Origin of the sequence: Rhodococcus sp. FH8, from assembly GCF_019266085.1 — a bacterium.
Classification (GTDB): domain Bacteria; phylum Actinomycetota; class Actinomycetes; order Mycobacteriales; family Mycobacteriaceae; genus Rhodococcus_F; species Rhodococcus_F qingshengii.
Genome location: NZ_LPNQ01000080.1, coordinates 564800 through 582885 on the forward strand (window position 1 = coordinate 564800; position 18086 = coordinate 582885).

General features: G+C 64.4%; 16 protein-coding genes and 1 riboswitch. Of the genes, 7 read left to right on the plus strand and 9 right to left on the minus strand.

The window, feature by feature from the left end; genetic code table 11:
• On the minus strand, nt 1-939 hold the full coding sequence (locus tag ATN38_RS29270) for an alpha/beta hydrolase (protein WP_161120897.1): 939 nt from the start codon (nt 937-939) through the stop codon (nt 1-3).
• A gap of 52 nt (nt 940-991) precedes the next feature.
• Between ATN38_RS29270 and ATN38_RS29275 the strand changes: the two genes are divergently transcribed.
• The 5 genes from ATN38_RS29275 (at nt 992) to ATN38_RS29295 (ending at nt 5448) form a co-directional block, all read left to right on the plus strand.
• Entirely contained in the window at nt 992-1600 is a 609-nt protein-coding gene (locus tag ATN38_RS29275) for a TetR/AcrR family transcriptional regulator (protein ID WP_218749200.1), read from the plus strand.
• A 16-nt stretch (nt 1601-1616) separates the two neighbouring features.
• Nucleotides 1617-1754, plus strand: a riboswitch (cobalamin riboswitch).
• A gap of 115 nt (nt 1755-1869) precedes the next feature.
• Entirely contained in the window at nt 1870-2877 is a 1008-nt protein-coding gene (locus ATN38_RS29280; RefSeq protein ID WP_047269567.1) for an iron ABC transporter permease, read from the plus strand.
• Nucleotides 2874-3692, plus strand: a complete 819-nt coding sequence (locus ATN38_RS29285) for an ABC transporter ATP-binding protein (protein WP_218749202.1) — start codon at nt 2874-2876, stop codon at nt 3690-3692. The genes ATN38_RS29280 and ATN38_RS29285 overlap by 4 nt, the downstream gene beginning before the upstream one ends.
• A complete protein-coding gene (locus ATN38_RS29290) occupies nt 3689-4750 on the plus strand; it encodes an ABC transporter substrate-binding protein (protein WP_218749204.1) in 1062 nt (353 codons plus the stop codon). Before ATN38_RS29285 ends, ATN38_RS29290 begins: the two co-directional genes overlap by 4 nt.
• Nucleotides 4747-5448, plus strand: a complete 702-nt coding sequence (locus ATN38_RS29295) for a (2Fe-2S) ferredoxin domain-containing protein (protein ID WP_218749205.1) — start codon at nt 4747-4749, stop codon at nt 5446-5448. Before ATN38_RS29290 ends, ATN38_RS29295 begins: the two co-directional genes overlap by 4 nt.
• Nucleotides 5449-5778: 330 nt before the next feature.
• Here ATN38_RS29295 and ATN38_RS29300 read toward each other — a convergent pair whose 3' ends face one another.
• The 5 genes from ATN38_RS29300 to ATN38_RS29320 form a co-directional block, all read right to left on the minus strand.
• Nucleotides 5779-7224: an aldehyde dehydrogenase gene (locus tag ATN38_RS29300; RefSeq protein WP_003945530.1), complete on the minus strand. Its 1446-nt coding sequence runs from the start codon at nt 7222-7224 to the stop codon at nt 5779-5781.
• Nucleotides 7225-7228: 4 nt separating this feature from the next.
• Nucleotides 7229-8398 carry a hypothetical protein gene (locus ATN38_RS29305; protein WP_042452600.1) on the minus strand — a complete coding sequence of 390 codons (1170 nt, stop codon included), beginning with the start codon at nt 8396-8398 and terminating at the stop codon, nt 7229-7231.
• Nucleotide 8399: 1 nt separating this feature from the next.
• On the minus strand, nt 8400-9587 hold the full coding sequence (locus ATN38_RS29310; RefSeq protein WP_007734522.1) for a phosphotransferase family protein: 1188 nt from the start codon (nt 9585-9587) through the stop codon (nt 8400-8402).
• A gap of 139 nt (nt 9588-9726) precedes the next feature.
• Nucleotides 9727-10614, minus strand: a complete 888-nt coding sequence (locus ATN38_RS29315) for an ROK family protein (protein ID WP_218749207.1) — start codon at nt 10612-10614, stop codon at nt 9727-9729.
• A 4-nt stretch (nt 10615-10618) separates the two neighbouring features.
• Nucleotides 10619-11389: a bifunctional 2-polyprenyl-6-hydroxyphenol methylase/3-demethylubiquinol 3-O-methyltransferase UbiG gene (locus ATN38_RS29320; protein ID WP_003945692.1), complete on the minus strand. Its 771-nt coding sequence runs from the start codon at nt 11387-11389 to the stop codon at nt 10619-10621.
• A 173-nt stretch (nt 11390-11562) separates the two neighbouring features.
• Here ATN38_RS29320 and ATN38_RS29325 point away from each other — a divergent pair, with 173 nt between their 5' ends.
• Nucleotides 11563-12777 (plus strand): glycosyltransferase family 4 protein, encoded by a 1215-nt coding sequence (locus ATN38_RS29325; protein ID WP_218749209.1) that lies wholly within the window; start codon nt 11563-11565, stop codon nt 12775-12777.
• Here ATN38_RS29325 and ATN38_RS29330 read toward each other — a convergent pair.
• Nucleotides 12724-14463 (minus strand): hypothetical protein, encoded by a 1740-nt coding sequence (locus ATN38_RS29330; RefSeq protein ID WP_218749211.1) that lies wholly within the window; start codon nt 14461-14463, stop codon nt 12724-12726. The genes ATN38_RS29325 and ATN38_RS29330 overlap by 54 nt on opposite strands.
• A gap of 33 nt (nt 14464-14496) precedes the next feature.
• Here ATN38_RS29330 and ATN38_RS29335 point away from each other — a divergent pair, with 33 nt between their 5' ends.
• Nucleotides 14497-15723 (plus strand): lipopolysaccharide biosynthesis protein, encoded by a 1227-nt coding sequence (locus ATN38_RS29335; protein WP_064688524.1) that lies wholly within the window; start codon nt 14497-14499, stop codon nt 15721-15723.
• On the opposite strand, the gene ATN38_RS29340 is transcribed toward ATN38_RS29335, so the two are convergent.
• Together ATN38_RS29340 and ATN38_RS29345 are read right to left on the minus strand one after the other, a co-directional pair.
• The gene (locus ATN38_RS29340; RefSeq protein ID WP_218749213.1) at nt 15704-16660 is read right to left on the minus strand and encodes an ABC transporter substrate-binding protein; all 957 of its coding nucleotides are present in this window, start codon (nt 16658-16660) and stop codon (nt 15704-15706) included. The genes ATN38_RS29335 and ATN38_RS29340 overlap by 20 nt on opposite strands.
• Nucleotides 16661-16829: 169 nt before the next feature.
• The gene (locus tag ATN38_RS29345) at nt 16830-17963 is read right to left on the minus strand and encodes a DUF3068 domain-containing protein (protein ID WP_007734539.1); all 1134 of its coding nucleotides are present in this window, start codon (nt 17961-17963) and stop codon (nt 16830-16832) included.
• Nucleotides 17964-18086: the final 123 nt, after the last annotated feature.

Genomic DNA, 18086 nt, shown 5'->3' on the forward strand with positions numbered 1-18086 from the left:
CTAGGCGGGTGACGACGGTTTCGTGCGGTGACGCTCGGCGACGGAGTGCAGCAGTGTGGCGACGGCGTCGTGGAACTGCGTCAGGCCCGGCTCTTCGACGGGAAAGTGCCCGCACCCGTCCAGCATCACGAATTCGGTGGGTGCGTTGATGCGGCGGAGGAACTGCAGGCTCAGTTCGGGTGGCGTCCATCGGTCGTCGGCCGGGTGGGTGAGCAGAACGGGCGTCGTCCGAAATGCTTCGGGTGCGGTGTGCTCGAACGAGAAGTAGCTGCTGAGGAATCCGAGTGGCAACCGAACACCGCCACCGCGCGGATCGGTTGCGCACAGCGTTGCGAGCTCCCGATTGCTGCTCATGTTCGCCACGTCGGCGACCCAACGGATGGGCACGCGGATACGGCCCACCAGTCGTTCGGTGCGCCGCATCAGGGGAGTGCCGTAGACACCCATCGGGCCGAACCGCGCCGCGGCAGCTCTGGCCGATGGATCCGAGGGATCGAGCAGGCAGGTAGCGACGACGGCGTCGGCCAGACCGGTCCGCGCGGCTACCTCGTAGGCCAGCAGACCGCCGATGCTGGCTCCCAACAACACCAGCGGCCGATCGTCGGCTGCCTTCTCGGCCCGGACGAGATCGCAGAGGAGATCGACCCACTGCTCGTACCGGACGCCGGCGGGATCGGCTACGACGGTGTCGCCGTACAGCGGAAGGTCAGGGAAGAGGACTTCGGCTCCGAGTTTCACGCCGATCCCGGCGAACGGCCACAACGCGCCCGAGTAGCCGCCGGCGCCGTGGATGCCGAGAACACGAACCGGCGCGTCTGGAACCACGGCCCGTGCGACGTGGACGGTGTTGCCGTTCCACTCCCACCACGTCGGGGTCGGCGCCGGCATGTGGTCGGTGTACCGGTCGGGCATAAACTTCGAGTAATCGGCGCTGGTCACCTACACAATTCTCGGTATCGGCGTCGCGGCTGACAACTCGCATCGGAGGACCGTGTCGACTCGGCGGAAAAGGCCCTCCCAGCAGCGCTCGAGGGCTACCTACGACGCGATCCTGGAGGCAGCTACTCGCGTTTTCGCTTCGGAAGCCATGGCAGCGACCACCAACCGGATCGCTGACGAAGCAGGGGTGTCGGTGGGCTCGCTCTACCAGTATTTCGGCGACAAGTACGAGATCCTCTCGGAGTTGGCGAACCGTCACGTGAGTGCTGCGCGGGAGAGTTTTGCGCTCTGCCTTGCCGACATCGTCGAGCGCGAACTCTCCCTGGACGAGGCCGTGAGGATGTTGGTGGAGTGCGCGGTCGAAGTGAACAGTAAGCCGCGAGAGTTCTTTCACCTGCTCTACGATCAGGTTCCGCGTACGCGTGAGCTCATCGAGCAGGTCGAAGGAATGAATCGGCAACTGGTACTAGGCTTTTCGGAGTGCCTCCAGAGCCACGGTTTCAGTGCGGAGGATGCGTTGTTGACGTCGCGGCTGACCGTGACTGCCGTGGACAGTCAGGTGCATCGGGTTGTGCTGGAATCGGATTCACCCGAAGAACTTCGAGTGCGAACGGAAGCCGTCGTACGGCACGCGAGATCGATGATCGCGTCGGAATCCTGATCCGGTGTGCGGAATGGTGACCACAGTCCGTTATGGTTCTGACGTCATCATCGAGGTAATGGGAAGTCGGTGCAATTCCGGCGCGGTCCCGCCACTGTGAGGTCGTCCCTGCGTCGACCGTAGCCAGATACCACCCTCGTTGACGTTGTGTCATGCCACGAGGATGGATCGGTCACACCATGAATGCTGTTGGCGGAGCTCTGTCTCCACCTACCCACCTGCCTTCGCCGAAGGCTGGTGCGCCTCGAGGACGGCTCAGTCCGGGTATCGTGCTGCCCGCTCTGCTGGTCGTCACCGTGCTCTCTGCTGTGTGCGCGTTGGCGTTCGGATCCGAGATGCTCCCCGTGTCCACTGTGGTGGACGTGGTGCACTCGCGCTTCGGAGGCCCACCCGTCACGCGTTCCGAACTTGCGATCGTGTGGGGGATCAGAGCACCTCGGGTACTGCTCGGTCTGGCCGTCGGCGCTGGTCTTGCCGTCGCCGGCGCGGTGGTGCAAACCCTCGTCCGTAACGCTCTTGCCGATCCCCACCTGCTGGGAGTGTCGTCCGGCGCGAGTGTCGGTGCCACCGCCGTCATCACCACCGGACTGTTCGCCGGAGCGGGAGTGTGGGCGCTCAGTTTCGGCGCGATGATCGGGGCGTTGGGAGCTGCGATTCTCGTCTTCACCATCGCGACGCTGCAAGGCGGTATCACTCCACTGCGATTGGTTCTGACCGGCACCGTTACCGCATCCGCCCTGTCGGCGATCGCGAGTTTTCTGGTGCTGCGTACCAATGATTCCCAGGCCGCGCAGTCCGTATTGTTCTGGCTCCTGGGAAGTTTGGCCGGGGCATCCTGGGACAAGTTGTGGGCGCCGGTCATCGTTGTGTTCCTGCTGACGGCAGCGGTGTTCGCCCTGCACGGTTGGCTGGATGCGCTGGCGGCCGGACCGGACGTCGCGGCTTCGCTCGGTATTCCCGTCCGAACCCTGCGAAACGTGCTGTTCGGCGTGCTGGCAGCGTTGGTCGGCACGATGGTTGCAGTGTCCGGCGCGATTGCCTTCGTAGGCTTGGTCATACCGCACGTCACACGCATGCTCGTCGGAGCCAGACATCGAGTGGTGTTACCGGCGGCAGCACTGATCGGCGCGTCCTTCCTGGTGTGGGTCGACGTCGTGGCGCGGACCTCGTTGCGGCCGACCGAGATCCCGCTGAGCGTGGTGACCGGGGTGATCGGGGCCCCGCTGTTTCTCCTGCTTCTCGGCCGTCGGCGCTACCGATTCGGTGGCAGTTCGTGAGCGCCCGAGCCCTGGCGCTGACCGCGTCCGGAGTAGTTGTCCGCATCGACCGTCGAACCATCGTCAAAGGCGTCGACATCGCGGCCGACGCCGGTGCAGTAGTCGGCGTCGTCGGTCCGAACGGATCGGGCAAGTCGACGTTCTTGCGTGCTCTCGCGGGTCTCGGGCCGATCGCCGGCGGTGACATTCGTGTCGGCGGCGACTCCGTGCACGCGATGTCCGCGCGGTCGAGGGCCAAAGCCATTTCCTTTGTGGCGCAGGAAGAGCAGAGTCCCGCCGATTTGTTGGTTCACGAGTACGTGAGTCTGGGCCGCACGCCACATGCAAAGCCCTGGAGCGTCGGTGGAAAGCACGAGAATGCCGTCGTCGATCGTGCTCTGGGCGAGGTCGGAATGATCGAGCACCGGTTCTCTTCGATGGACACGCTTTCCGGCGGTGAGCGCCGGCGGGTGTTTCTCGCCCGAGGTCGCGCGCAGGACGCCGGTGTGCTCATCCTCGACGAGCCGACCAATCATCTCGACATCCGGCATCAACTCGAACTGCTCGATCTGGTCCGGTCGTTGGACCGGACGGTGATCATGGCACTGCACGACCTCGATTTGGCTGCGGCAGTGTGCGATCGGGTGCTCGTGCTCGCGGATGGAGTGGCCAGGGCGTTCGGACATCCATCCGACGTACTCACCACCTCGGTGGTGGCAACTGTCTTCGGCGTCGAGACTTTCGAGCTCGTGAACCCCGCGACAGGCCGTTCACACCTCGTATTCGAATCACGAAATTCTCAACTACAACAATCATTTTCGGAGAGTGCACTTTGATACATGTCAAGACCCGCGCGTCGTTCGGTGCGGTTGTAGCCGCGACAGCGTTGTTGACAGTTGCCGGCTGCTCGGCAACTGCACCGGTGGACGAAGCTGCAGACAAGACTTCGGTGACATTGGAGAACTGCGGGACCGAAAGCACTTTCCAGCTTCCGATCGAGAACGTCGTTGCGACAAGCAATGCGGCCAATATCGGCACCATTCTCCGAGTCGGCGGTTTGGATCGTCTCGCGGCAGTCGTGTTGAACACGAACAACGACGCGGTCATGGAGTCGATGTTCGGCCCTGGAATTGCGGATGTCCCACACCTGGACGGAACGATCACGATGGAGACGATTCTGGGTAAGCAGGCGGACCTGGTGGTCGGCTCCTACAGTGGCTTGTTCAAGGGAGCCTCCGGTGTGACGCCGGAATCGCTGCAGAGCAACAACATCGATGCATATGTGATCTCCGATAGTTGTCGGCAGAGTGCCGCAGCGGATTCCGCGCTCGGCACGATGGGTCCGTGGGATGCCCTTCGTGCGGACGTGACCAATTACGGAAAGCTGTTCGGAACCGAGGAAACCGCCGCCGAGGCATTGACCGAATTGGATTCGCGTTTGGCGCGTCTGGAGTCGGCGCCAGATGCCGCCGACAAGCCGAAGGTTTTGATCTACGACAGCGGTGAGGAAGATCTGTACACCAGTGGAGGCAACGGAGCCCCCAACGGAATCATCGACGCGGCCGGGGGAACCAATGTGTTCGCCGACGTCGACAACACCTGGTTCAAGGCGAGCTGGGAGACCGTCGCGAAGTCCGAACCCGACGTCATCGTGATCATGGACTACAAGAAGAGTGCCGACGAAGTACAGGGCAAGATCGACGCGATCAAGAGCCGAGAAGGACTACGCGACCTCGACGCCGTCAAGCAGAACCGATTCGTCGTACTCCCGCTCGCCATGTTCACCAGTGGGTTCCCCAATATCTACGGCGCGGAACAGCTGCGCGCGAAGATCGAAGAGTTCGGGCTGGCTCCGTCGAGCAGCATCGACTGGACAACCGCGCCGTCGGCATGAGCAACAACCGGTGCTCGCGTCGGGTGATTGTCGTCTTACGGCCGACCGTCAGCGGCCTCGACGAGTCGGCCGCGCGACGGATGTTCGACGCTGTTCAGGCGGGCACCGACGCCGACGTTCGCGTTGCGTACCTCGATGTCTCCTCGCCGAGCCTTCACGAGGAACTCGATCGAGCCCATGTCGATGACGTCGACAAGGTCGTGTTGATTCCAGTTGCGGTGCCGAGGGATCGGTACCTGCTCACGTGGACAAGCAAGGCGGTTGCGAACTGGCGCGAAACCCGAATCGACGCCGAACTGGAAGTGACGCTCCACGAATCGGAAACGCTCGAAGGTGCGGTGGCCGCGCAGTTGATCGACGAACTCGACTCGGCGGGAAAGCCGATCACCGCGAGTCCGGCGTCGTATCGCAGTCCGGCTTGGTCCGTGATCGAGCAGCACGATAGGCATCTGTTGGTGTGCAAGGGCCCTCGCTGTATGGCGTACGGAGCAGGACCGCTTCACCGGGCCATGAGTGCGGCGGCCAAAGGCACTTCGGCAAAGGTGACCGGAACCGGTTGTCTGAGCCCGTGCAACCTGGGCCCGTTGGTGATCGCGAACCCCGGTGGCACCTGGTTCGGTCATGTGGACGCCGGTGACGCTGAAGCATTGGTCGCAGGTCAGGAGAATCAATTGGTGGATCACGTTCTGGACCGGTAGATATAGGTCGGCGAAACAGAGAACCCGCTGAGCGCGAAGTGCGCTCAGCGGGTTCTGTTGTCTTGTCTCAGGAACCGAAGGGAAGGGTTCCCGGCGGGATCTGGTATCCACTGCTGCCGACGGAGGCGCTGCCCCAGAGTGCGAGGAAAGCGTTGATGGCGTTGGTGAGCATATGAATGTCCTTTGTGAGATGACTGATTCGTTTTCGACGGTACCGGGTGGATCTGTGGATTCGCTGGGAGTTGGCACCCATTTCATGGGGCTGGCACCCGTTCCGGCAGGTCGGAACGGGTGCCAACTGTCAGCAAAGGGTGCCAACTCCCGGGTGGGTCAGCCCACGTAGCCGGGCGGCATGAGTACGGACTTGGTCTCGCAGAAGGCTTCGAGGCCCTCAGGTCCGTTCTCGCGCCCGATACCGGAGTTCTTGTAACCACCGAACGGCGATCCGGGATCGAAGGCGTACCAGTTGATCGCGTAGGTACCCGTGCGGATCTGCGCAGCAACTTCGAGTCCGTGATCGATGTCGGTGGTCCACACCGATCCGGCGAGGCCGTAATCCGAATCGTTGGCGATCTTGATGGCCTCGTCCTCGGAGTCGTACGGAATCACCGAGAGAACGGGTCCGAAGATCTCCTCGCGTGCGATGGTCATCGAGTTGTCCACGTCGGCGAAGATGGTCGGCTCGACGTACCAGCCCTTGTCCAGGCCGGCGGGGCGTCCACCACCGAGTACGACGCGCGCGCCTTCTTCCTTACCCTTGGCGATGTAACCCTCGACGCGCTCGCGCTGCTTCTCGGAGATCAGCGGGCCGAGTTGTGCTGCGGGATCGGACGGATCGCCGACGGTCATGAAGCCTGCGGCGGTCTTCATTCCCTCGATGACCTCGTCGTAACGCGAACGGGGAGCGAGGATTCGGGTCTGAGCGACACAGGCCTGACCGGTGTTCATCAGGCCGGACATGACGAGCATCGGCATTCCGGCGGCGATGTCGGCGTCCTCGAGGATGATCGCGGCGGACTTGCCACCCAGTTCGAGGGAGCAGCGCTTGAGGTTCTGTGCGGCGATGGCACCGATCTTGCGGCCGACGGCACTGGATCCGGTGAACGTGATCTTGTCGATGCCCGCATGAGAGACCAGATATTCGCCGGTCTCGGCTCCGCCGGGGAGCACGGAGATGACGCCTTCGGGAACACCTGCCTCGGTGAAGATCTCGGCGATCACGTGGACGGAGAGAGGGGATTCGGGTGCGGGCTTGAGCAGTACGGTGCAGCCGGCGAGCAGTGCGGGGGCCAGCTTGTTGATCGCCAGGAACAGCGGGACGTTCCAGGCCAGCACGGCGGCGACGACGCCGACGGGCTCACGGGTCACCTTGGTCTGCCCGAATGCGCCGGTGCGCTTCTCTTCCCACGCGAACTTGTCGGCCAGCTCGGCGTAGTAGCCCAGCGTCGCCATCGACGGGGTCTGCTGCATCATGCCGACCATGGCGGGCGGCTGGCCCATCTCGTTGGAGATGAGCTGGTTGATCTCCGCGCTGCGCTCTTCGATCAGCTTGGCGGCCTTGGCGAGGATCGCGCCGCGCTCGGCGGGGGTGGTGCGTGACCACGGTCCCTCGAACGCCGCGCGGGCTGCGGACACGGCCGCGTCGATGTCTGCCGGTGCTGCGATGGGACAGCTGCCGACGCGCTCCTCCGTTGCGGGAGAGAACACTTCGAGTACCTGGTCGGTGGCCGGGGCCACCCATGCTCCACCGATGTAGAGCTTGTCGTAGTCAGTCATCAATTCATTCCTCGGTGTTGTCGGTCGCCGCGAGGGCATACGCGTCGTCTGCCTGTGCGGTGTCGGTGAAACTGGTGAATCCGTATTTCTCGTGCGGTCCGATGGCGGCTACCTCGAAAAGACCGGTGCCGGTGTTGGTGTTCGTGCCTTCGGTGAGCGTGAAGGACGCGAGGTTGTCGACGGGGGAGAACATGCGTTGGAACGGTTCGATCTCGTGGACCTTGTGGCGGAGCCCTTGTACGACGAGTTCGCCCTGCCACATTCCGTGACGCCAGTCCTGTTCGAGCCCGTAGCCGGTGCCGATTCCGATGTAGTTGGCCAGCAGCAGTTCGCAGGCGACGGTCAGGACTTCACCGCCTGGCCGGTGGAAGGTGATGGTCGCTCCGGTGACGTCGCGGGTGTCGGGGCAGAACGTCAGTTCGTGTTCGGGTCGGCCGAGCCATTCGTTGTCCCTGGCTTCGTCCGGCCACACTCGCATGGCTTCTTCGACGATGCGCCTGCCTTGCTCGTCTTCCTGCATGATCACCGAGATCGTGAACTCGTCGAACTGCATGACCGCGTAGATCCAGAAGAAGTTCTGGATTCCGTCGACGGCGCGTCTGCCTTGCGGTTCGGCTTCACCGACCGGACGCACACCCCACGAGCGGTCGCGGTTACCTCGCCACGTCTTCGGGTCGATCGCGAAGTCCTCCCCGTCGACGGTGAGCGATCCGGTCCACGTGCCGGTCTGCAGGAAGCGTGAGGTGTCGAACGTGACTCGTTCGAGTTGACGGCGAAAGTGCTTGGGCTCGAGCGCCGCGGGGATGGTGGCATCGAAGGTGATGTCGAAGGAGAGATCGTATTCGCTGCCCGGTTCGAGGACGACGCGGAGCTTCTGCAGCCCTTCGAGCACTTCGATGCGCAAAGGCCCGACGGTGGTGTCGGTGCGGTCGGCGCCCAGAGCCTTCGACATTCGAGCAACGATGTGGTCGTCACCGCGGCGCAGTACCGCGAAGGCGTCCATGACGCCGAGGTTGGGGTACTGGCCGAGTCCGACGATGAGGAACACGTCGGGGGATTCGGTGGGGTAGCAGTTGAAGTAGTAGCGGTCGTAGAAGTTTCGATCCGAGGTGGCTACGTGACGGATCGGTTCGGCGATCTGGTGAACGGGATAGTCGTCCATCGGTGAGAGCATGTCAGGCCAACCTCTCCCAGTAGGTACCGTCGAGCATCGCGGCGAGCGAAGCGCGGTGCATGATCATGTCGTCGGGGTCTTCGGGTCGCTGTGACTGGCCGAAAGCTATGGCGCGAGCCTGGATTCGCCACATGATGACCGCCTGACGCAGTGCGGCATAGGTAACGTAGAACTCCAGATCGTGTGGGGTGTGGCCGGTGATCTCGGCGTAGGTCTGCGCGAGATCCGGCAGTCGAAGGAAGTCGGGAAGACCGGGTAGGTTCGCCAGTCCGGCGATGTCCTCGAAGAACCTGTGCAGGAATGCCATCCAGCCCAGATCCATCTCCCGCGGGCCGAGAGTTGCCATTTCCCAGTCCAGTACGGCTACCGGCGCGAAGTCCTGGTACATGACGTTGCCGATGCGCGAGTCGCCCCAACAGAGCACTGCCGGCGAATCGTCCGCGGGATTGTTCTCCTCGATCCAGTCGAGGGCACGTTCGATGAGCGGTGATCTGATCCCGTCGGAGACCACCCACTCGTAGTACGCGCGCTGCTCGGCGATGTGCGCCGTGAATGCTTCTCGTGCAGTCGTTCCCGAATTCGGGAGTCGGAGGAAGTCGAAACGCTCACCAGGTTTGTCGATGGCATGCAACTGAGCCAGGACGTCGACCGAGCTGCGCTGCAGGGTCTTTCGCTGCTCGGGTGACGCTTCGGTGACCCACGATCCGAAGTTGTACGGCATGACGTCCGGTGGCACGTCGCCGGAGATGCGTTCCATCACGAAGAACGGCGCACCCAACGCGTCCGGGTCGGATTCTGACCAGTACACCGCGGGTACGGGCACTGCCGAGTGCTCGCGCACCTGAGCCATGGTGCGGAACTGGGATTCGAGGTCGTAGGCAGGAAAGACCGGCATGGTCGATTCCGTCGGCGCCACCCGAGCGACCAAGGGATGATGTTCGCCGTCCCAGGTGGCGTCGAAGAGGATGGTTTCGCTGGACATGCCGTTGGCTGCGGGCAAGGTGACGTCGGCGACGGTCACAGTGGATCCGCTCGGCACCTTGCCGGCCATCCACCGTTCCAGGCGCTCACGGAGGTCTTCGGTGTCGCGGAGGGAATCGCTTGGTCGGGCGACCTGGGCGTGATGCTCGGTTTCATCGGTCGAAGAAGCAGTCGAGGCAACGTCAGATGAGGAAGCGTCTGGGCTCACGGTCACCTCCTTCCCGTAGGCGTCACGTGCAATGCCCGTAACGGTGTGAGTCAGAACACTAAAACACGTTACAGAAATTGGGAACAGGTGGCACCCGTTTAGTGGGACTCCCTGCGGATTTATCGGGGAAGAACGCGTGTCAGATAACGGCGGTGAGCGCGAGCAAGCCCGCACCGGTCAGAGTTCCGGCGCCACCCAGCTCGGCGGGAACGATCCGGAGCCCGGCGACGAACGACAAACGGGCATGTCGGGCAGCCGCGTCGAGCATCGGTTCCCACAGCGGTGTACCCGACTGGGCGAAACCGCCGCCGATCACCGCGAGGTCCACGTCCAGGAGGGCAGCCGCCGAGGCGATGGCACCACCGAGCGCCGTGCCTGCACGGTGAAGCGCGTCCACGGCGATCGCGTCGCCGCTGCGTGCACCCTCGGCTAGTTCACGGCCGGTGTTCCCCGACCAGCCCTGGCTACGAGCCCATCGCACCGCGGACGGTCCACTTGCCACCGTCTCGAGGCAGCCGACGCCCCCGCAGCTGCACGGTTCGGCAGATCCTGGAACGACGAGGTGGCCGATGTGACCGGCGTTCCCCGTGCGACCCCGAGCAATCTCACCGCCGAGAACGATTCCTCCGCCGATTCCCGTCGAGACGACCAGGTTCAGGAGGTTCGGGGTTCCGCGTCCGGCGCCGTGGTGGAACTCCGCCAATGCCGCTGCGGCTCCGTCCATTGCGAGGGCGGTTCCGGCATCGGGAAAGAGGCTGCGGACGCCCGCTACGAGCTCGAATCCCTGTGCCCACTCGGTGATGTTGATGGGAGCGACGACGCCGGCGACGGTGTCCACCGGCCCGGCGCACGCGATGCCGACACCGTCGACCTCTCGGCCGTCTGCGACTCGTTCGAGCAGCGCCGCACAGGATCCCCACGGGTCGGTCTGCGGCGTCGGAACGCTGTCGAACACGGGAACGCGGCCGTCCTCGGACACGACCCCGGCAGCCATCTTGGTACCACCGATGTCGACTGCGAGGCGCATGTCGCTATCGCTTTTCGAGAACCACGACGAGGTTGCTCACCAGGAACTCCCGCAGACCGGGGACTCGGACCATCCACCACGCCCACGACGGGTGGTAGCGCGGGATCGCGGCGAGCAACGTGCCCTGGCTGGTTCCACGGGCCCAGCGTAAGCCGTCCGTGGCGCCGACTTTGAACAACGACACCCCGAATCTGTTCTTCGGTTCGCGTCCGGTCTTGCGTAGGTACCGCTTGGCTGCGTACTCGCCACCCAGCGCGTGCCACGGTCCGGTTTCGTGGCCGCCGAACGGACCCCACCACAGGGTGTACGAGAGAACCATCAAGCCGCCGGGCTTGGTCACGCGCAGCATTTCCTCGGCCATCAGCCAGGGCTCGCTGACGTGTTCGGCCACGTTGGAGGAGAAGCAGATGTCCACGGACGAGTCCAGGAACGGCAGTGCCAAACCGGATCCACGCACCGCGCCGCCCACCGTCAGACCTGCTGCGTGCATCTCCGACGGATCGGGTTCGACGGGAATGTAGCGGGCACCTGCGGCCTGGAAGACCTCCGCGAAATAGCCCGGACCGCCGCCCACGTCGAGGACGGTGAGACCGTCGAGGGAGCGCCCGGTGTGACCTTCGTGCAGGTCCGAGATCAATTCGACGGAGTCGCGCGCGAGCGCGCCGTAGAAGATGTCGGGCGCGGACTGCTCGTGGCGGAAGTCGCTGAGCAGGCCGAACGAGCGTTTCAGGGTTGCCCGTCGGCCGAAAATGCGGGTCACTGCGGGCTTGGTCACGGGTAGCAACTTTAGCCACTGGGGCACCCGGTCCACGAACACCGTCAGGAGCGCGGCAATACGGACGCTCGAACAGTTAGGGTGTTCGGCAGGGTTACCGGCCGGTCAGGCGGGGCATCCCGCAGGATCGCCCGAACCGGGGTGGCCACCGACCAACTCAGGGAGTAACGCACGTGCGCGAGGTTCTGTTGCTCTGCTGGCGCGATACCGGGCATCCCCAGGGCGGTGGAAGCGAGCGTTACCTCGAGCAGGTCGGATCCCAGTTGGCCGAGCGCGGTATCAAGGTGACGCTGCGGACGGCGTCGTATCCCGGGGCGCCCGCGTCGGAGGTTCGAGACGGCATCACGATCAGCCGGGCCGGTGGACGTTTCAGCGTGTACCCCCGCGCTCTGGCCGCCATTGCCGCCGGACGTCTGGGTTTCGGATCGCTCAAGGGCATCCGCCCCGACGCGGTGATCGACACCCAGAACGGCATCCCCTTCTTCTCGAAGACCGTGGCGGGTGCGCCGGTCACGCTTCTGGTCCATCACTGCCATCGTGAACAATGGCCGGTGGCAGGCAAGCTCGTCGGCCGGATCGGCTGGTGGGTCGAATCGCGATTGTCACCGCGCACCCATCGACGTAGTCAGTATCTGACGGTGTCGCTTCCTTCGGCCGAAGAATTGGTGGACCTCGGTGTCGAGCGCGAACGAATTGCCGTGGTGCGCAACGGTGCCGATCGGCTCCCCGTCGGCGTCGACGCGGGTGGATCGATCACCAGGGCCGAGCGCCCCACCATCTCGGTACTCTCACGACTGGTGCCGCACAAGCAGATCGAGGACGCACTCGAGGCCGTCGCAGCCCTGCGTCCGACGCTTCCGGGCATCCATCTCGACGTCATCGGTGGTGGTTGGTGGGAGCAGAACCTGCGAGATCGCGCCGCCGAGTTGGGAATCGGTGACGCCGTCTCGTTCTACGGTCACGTCGACGAGGCTCGTAAACATGAACTCCTTGCGCAGTCGTGGATTCACCTCATGCCTTCGCGGAAGGAAGGGTGGGGCCTGGCGGTCATCGAGGCTGCGCAGCACGGTGTTCCGACGATCGGTTACCGCAGTTCCAAGGGCTTGACCGATTCGATCGTCGACGGAGTGACCGGGCTGTTGGTCGGCGGTGAGCACGCAGGCGACGGCGACATCGCCGATCTGACGCAGGCTGCCGGCACTCTGCTCCGCGACCACGAACTTCGCATGGTGCTCGGTGAGAAAGCTCGGGTGTGGTCCGGTGAGTTCTCCTGGGAGCAGACCGGCACCGGAGTGCTCGAGGTGCTGACCGCGCACAAGGACGGTCGGTGGGTCTCAGGACTGGCCGCGCCACGCGAGTCGAATTCGGTTCTGGTTCAGTCCGACTGAGATCAGCGCGATCGCACCCATCAGTATCCACGCGAGATGCGCAACTAGGACGGCAGTTCGGGCACCGGTCGAGGCTTCCTGCGCGGCAATGTCTCCCGGTACTCGGAATAGCGCGAGATCGTCGTCGGCGAAGACCTGTTCCAAGCCGTCGAGCGTGGTTGCCGAGTTGCCGAGTTGACCTGGTGTCCCGCGCTCGATCAGTACCCATCCGACTCCGAGATCGGCCAACTGCGTAGGACTTCCGCCGGCCAGCAGTAGGTCCTCGACCCGAGTTGCCCGAGTCCCCTCGCCGCCGACAGCACCACCGGCAACCACCAGTTGGCCGGTCTGCAGAACGTCGAGGGGCAGGAAGCGTGGTGCAGGGTCGAGTACCGGCGCATCACCGCTGTAGGGGAACGCGCGGAACATTCCGGCGGGAAGCACTGCAACGTCACCGGTTTCGTCTCGCAGTTGCTCGGTCACCACGGTCCAGGACCCGGGGTAGTGCACGGGCTTCAACGCGCCGCCGACACCCCACACCAGATCCGGCAGTGCCACGATCGTCACCACGACGGCGGCAACCGAGAATGCCGGGCGGGGGAGGGAGAACCGATTGCCTGCCCACATCACCGCGGCGGCCGCAGCAAGTGCGTAGAACGGGACGGCCAGCGCGACCCACTTCTGCGCGTCACGCAGTAGACCGGCGCCGGTGAACACCTCGACCGACCATCGGCCGGCGTCGAGACCCCACGGGGTAGCGCTCATGGTCGGAGCCAGCACCGCGAACAGGGCCAGCAGTCCGAGTCCACTGACAACAGGATTCCGGCGTCGGCGCCACAGAGCGGGCATACCGGCGAACACCACGACAAGCAGAAGAACTGTTCCCACCAATGCGAAGAGTGTTGTGCGCGTGGACGGTACCGCTGCCGAGTTCCAGATACCGCCGAGACCGGCGAGGCTGCCCAGCGTCGCGAGTCCCGGTTCTGCTCGGGCGGCAAAGGCGGCGACTCCCGCCGGATCGGAACCGTCGCCTGCTGCTCCGGATACGAAGGTGGCGACCAACCACGGCGAGGCGGCGACGAGGAACAGCCCGATAGTGCCGCAGACACGCCGCATGGCCGAGGTTCGGCCTCCTGGGGTGGCTACCACCACCAGCGCGGCCGTCAGAGCGAGCAGAGCGCCGGTAGGTGTCAGACCCGCGAATGCCAGTGACGCGGCCAACGCCCACCAGGACCCGGGCGTGGCTCGGCGAACTCCGATTCCGGCACACACGATCCACGGCAGTGCGGCATAACCGGTCAGCAGGCTCCAATGTCCTTGTAACAGGCGCTCGGCCACGTAGGGGTTCCAGAGCATCACCGTCGACGCGACCAGTTGTGGACCGAGACCGGCCGTCGGCAGCAGGACGGCGACCATGCGCGCCGCACCCCAACCGGCGAGCCAGAGCGCCACGAGCAGGATGAACTTGACCACCAGTCCGCCGTCGATCACGGTGCTCAACGCTGCGATCAGCGCGTCCTGGGGAACGGCGCGGGCTGCGGCGTCGGTGAGTCCGAGGGCGGAGTCGGTCAAGTACGAGCGCGGCGTGCTGACGGCGTCGCGCAGCAGGAGGTAGCCGGGGCCGAGCAGCGGTCCGAGGATCAACAGTGCCAGCGCCAGGCTGTACGCCGCAGGCAGGTAACGGCGGTATCCGGCTTGCACTGTCATGACGCGCACGATACGTGGTGCATCATTACTGCCATGCCTCGCCAACCACTCGATCGCGCCGCCGCGGCCGGGGTCGGCATGGTTTTGGTGGGATCGATGACGGCCAATGTCGCGTCGTACCTGTTGGCATGGTTGGCCAGCCGATGGTTGGGTCCGGTCGGCTACGGAGAGTTCGCGAGTCTGCTTGCCGCCCAGTTGGTACTTGCGGTTCCGGCTTTGGCGTTGCAGACGGTGGTCGCTCGCGAGGCGGTGCGTGGCAAGAGCACAGATGCGTTGCGGTCGTTGGGGTATCGATGCACCGCGATCGTCGCCGTCCTCGCGGTGGCGCTCACTCCGGCGATGGCGTGGCTGCTCGACACCGGAATCGTGGCGTCGTTCTCGGCATTGGTGACTGCGCCCATGTTGGTTCTGCTGGCCACGGAGCAGGGGTTGTTGCAAGGACACGGTCGATTCGGCACTCTCAGCGCCGTACTGGCCGGGGCCGGGGTGATGAAAGTCCTTCCGGCAGTGATCGTTCTGGCTTTCGGCGGCGGAGCAGGCGCGGCATTGGTCGCGGGCGCGGCCGGAACTGCGTTGCTGGTGGCGATAGTTCGAGTGGTCGACCGAACCGTCACGGTGAGCGAGGACCGGCCGGTGCGTATCGGCGTCGTCTCCGTGCTCGCGGCGTCTCAGGTTCAGCTCGCGCTGATCGCGTTGTCTTCGCTGGACCTGCTGATCGTCCGCGTCGTCCTCAGTGAGTACGACGCCGGTGTCTACGCACTCGGCGCCGTCGCGACGAAGGTGGCGTTCTGGCTGCCACAGGCAGTGGGCGTCGTGCTGTACCCGAAGATGGCGAATCCGGCGCACTCGGCGCAAGCGGTTCGCTCGGCGTTGGCGGTGCTCGTCGGTATCGGCGCCGTGTTGGTTCTGGGGGCGGCGGTTGCCGGCCCGCTGGTGCCGATGCTCGTGGGCGACGCGTACGCCGCCGTGGCTCCGATGCTGTGGGCCTTCGCCCTGCACGGTGCAGCGCTAGCGGTACTCCAGGGTGCCTTGCTGTCCGCAATCGCGTCAGAACGCACGCGAGTGGCCCTTCTGGCGTGGGCAGGACTGGTTGTGGAGGCGACGGTCATGCTGGTGTGGGCGAAGACGCCGGGAGAGTTGATTGGCGTCGCCGTGGTGGTTGCGTCGACGACGGCCTTGGCGGTGTCCGTCGCCGCAGTGCGAAGTGCCGACCGCGCCCGGCCGGCACCTCACAGCGACGTCAGTTCTCCAGACGCGTGAACAAATCGTCGAAGTAGTCGAGCGTACGCATCGCGGTGTAGACGGATCCGTAGTTGATGTTCCCGCCCGTGTAGACGACGTTGTCGCCTTGTACTGCGCGGATACGGTTCCACATCGCGCGGTCGTCGGTGACGGGATCCACGCCGGGCGCGGTGGTGACGATCATTCCGTCGGCCGAGTCGAGGGCAGTCACGAGGTTTTCGGTAGAGATCTCCTTCTGTCCCTCGACCGGCCACTGGAGCTGGACGCCGAGGTCTTCGGCCACCTGTGTGGAGATGCCCTTGCGGTTGACGCCGTTGACCTTCTGATTCACGTAGTTCAGCAGCACGATCTGCTTGCTCGCCAAGCTCGGGGCGTGGCGTTCCTTCAATCCGGCTGCCTTGTCCTCGTACGCTCCGATGACCTGACGGACGTCGGGGTTCTCGGTGCGATTCAGCCAACTCGCCAGCTGATCGATGTTCTCGCGCCACGGACGCGTGAAGTCCATCGGAAGCACAGGCGCTGTCTGGCTCAACTGCTGTAGCGGCCACATGTCGGAGGCCTCACCGATGTCGGTGCAGATGATCAGGTCCGGTTCCAGCGCGAGAATTGCCTCGACGTTGACCGGTGCCTCGAACACCTGTGCCGTGGGATCGGCCGGAACCCACGGCTCGGCGGCGTCGAAGCTGTACGCGATGACCGGCAGGCCCATCGCGACGGCTGGTTCGAGGTCGAGTCTGGAGTCGATGGCGACGACGCGCTTCGGGGTGACCGGAATGTCGTAGGTTCCGAGCGAGGTCGTGACCGTGCGCATCCCGGCCGAATCGCCCTCGGTACCGGCGGACCTCGCGCAACCGGCGGCGAACAGCCCGGAGAATGCAGCCGTGCCGACAACAAATCTCCGTCGCGTCAGATCGCTGACACAGATGTGCGAACCCAGAACTGTTGATGCGGGCATGTGGCTCCTCGTGTTCGGGGTGGTCTGGACTTCCAGAAAACGCTAAGCCCGCAACCACGCGGAGGGAACGACCCGTTGCGCCAATCCGTACGCCGATCCGGCAACAAAGCCCCGAAACGCAGCAGAGCGCCCCTTCCGTGTGGAAGGGGCGCTCTGCTTACTGTCTGAATCAGTCCTTGCGCAGATCCGGACGCGGAATCACCTGAGTGTCGTCCGAGGTCCAGTCGTGCTCACCCGGAGCCGGCTCGGGCGAGCCCTGGCCGCTGGGATTCTGGTTCGTTCCGCCGTGTGCAGCGCGGGCCGGAGTTCCGCCCTTGCCGCCGCGAATGCCGAGGAAGATACCGGCGATCAGCGCGATGACGCCGAGCACACCTGCCACGATCGGGACTGTGCGGCCGAACAGCGAGAGCTTGTCCATGCCGTCACGTGCCTGCTGGACCTGGTACTCGATGGTTGCTTCGTCGAAGGGCAGCGTGACCTTGAGAACCTCGACGTCGACCGAGTCCTTGTTGCGTCCGTAGTACTGGTGCAACTGCTCCTGGCCCTTGACGACGACGCCGGTCTTGGGCTCGACCCACAGGTCACGGACGTTGGTGTACCAACGCGTCATCGTGATCGGAGTAGCGCCACCGGGAACGCCCCAGGTGTCGGCGGGCAGGCTCAGCTTGTTGGTGGGGGAGTTGACGACCTTCGACAGGTCGACGGGATCGATCGTCTGCTGGAAGTGGTACACCTTCAGACCGTTGATCTCGGTCTCTTCGACGAAGTCGATGTCCTTCGTGGCGCGAGCGTTCAGGTCGAAGTAGGGGTAGCTCTTCTGTTCCGTGTTGAACGGGAACTTGTACTGCAGACCGTCGCGGGAAACTTCTTCGGCGGGCTGGTCGCTGGACGTCTGGACGGTTCCGACCGGATCGTTGGTCGGCATCGAGCTGACGCGATCGAGCGTGACGCGGTCCAGGGTTGCGGTCAGCAGTCCGGTGTCACCCTGCTTGTCGGTACGACGGACGGTCTGGCCGGCTTCGACGGTGATGATGTCGGCGTCGGACGGGTCCTGCGTGGTGACGTAGCGCTGAGCGACGATCGGCACGTTGGTGTCGACCTGTGCCTTTCCGCCGAGGAGGGCCGCCGAGTTGAGGACGCTACCGGTGCCTGTGGCGACAGTGGTCACCTCGAGGTCGAGTGGCGTCTTCTCCAGCTTGCCTACCGTGTAGGTAGGAATGAGGATGGCGATGGCCAAAAGGAAGGCACCGAGGCCCACCAGAATGCAAGGAAGTATCCGGCTCGGCCCTGAGCGTTCCGCCATGCTGTGACTCCTAACCCGTTAAGTCTTTCGAGGTTCCCCAACCGGCACAATATGAGCTGCGCAGATCGCATGGGGCCCCCGATGGACACCATGTGTGGCAGAACACTAACAGTCCACCGGCCC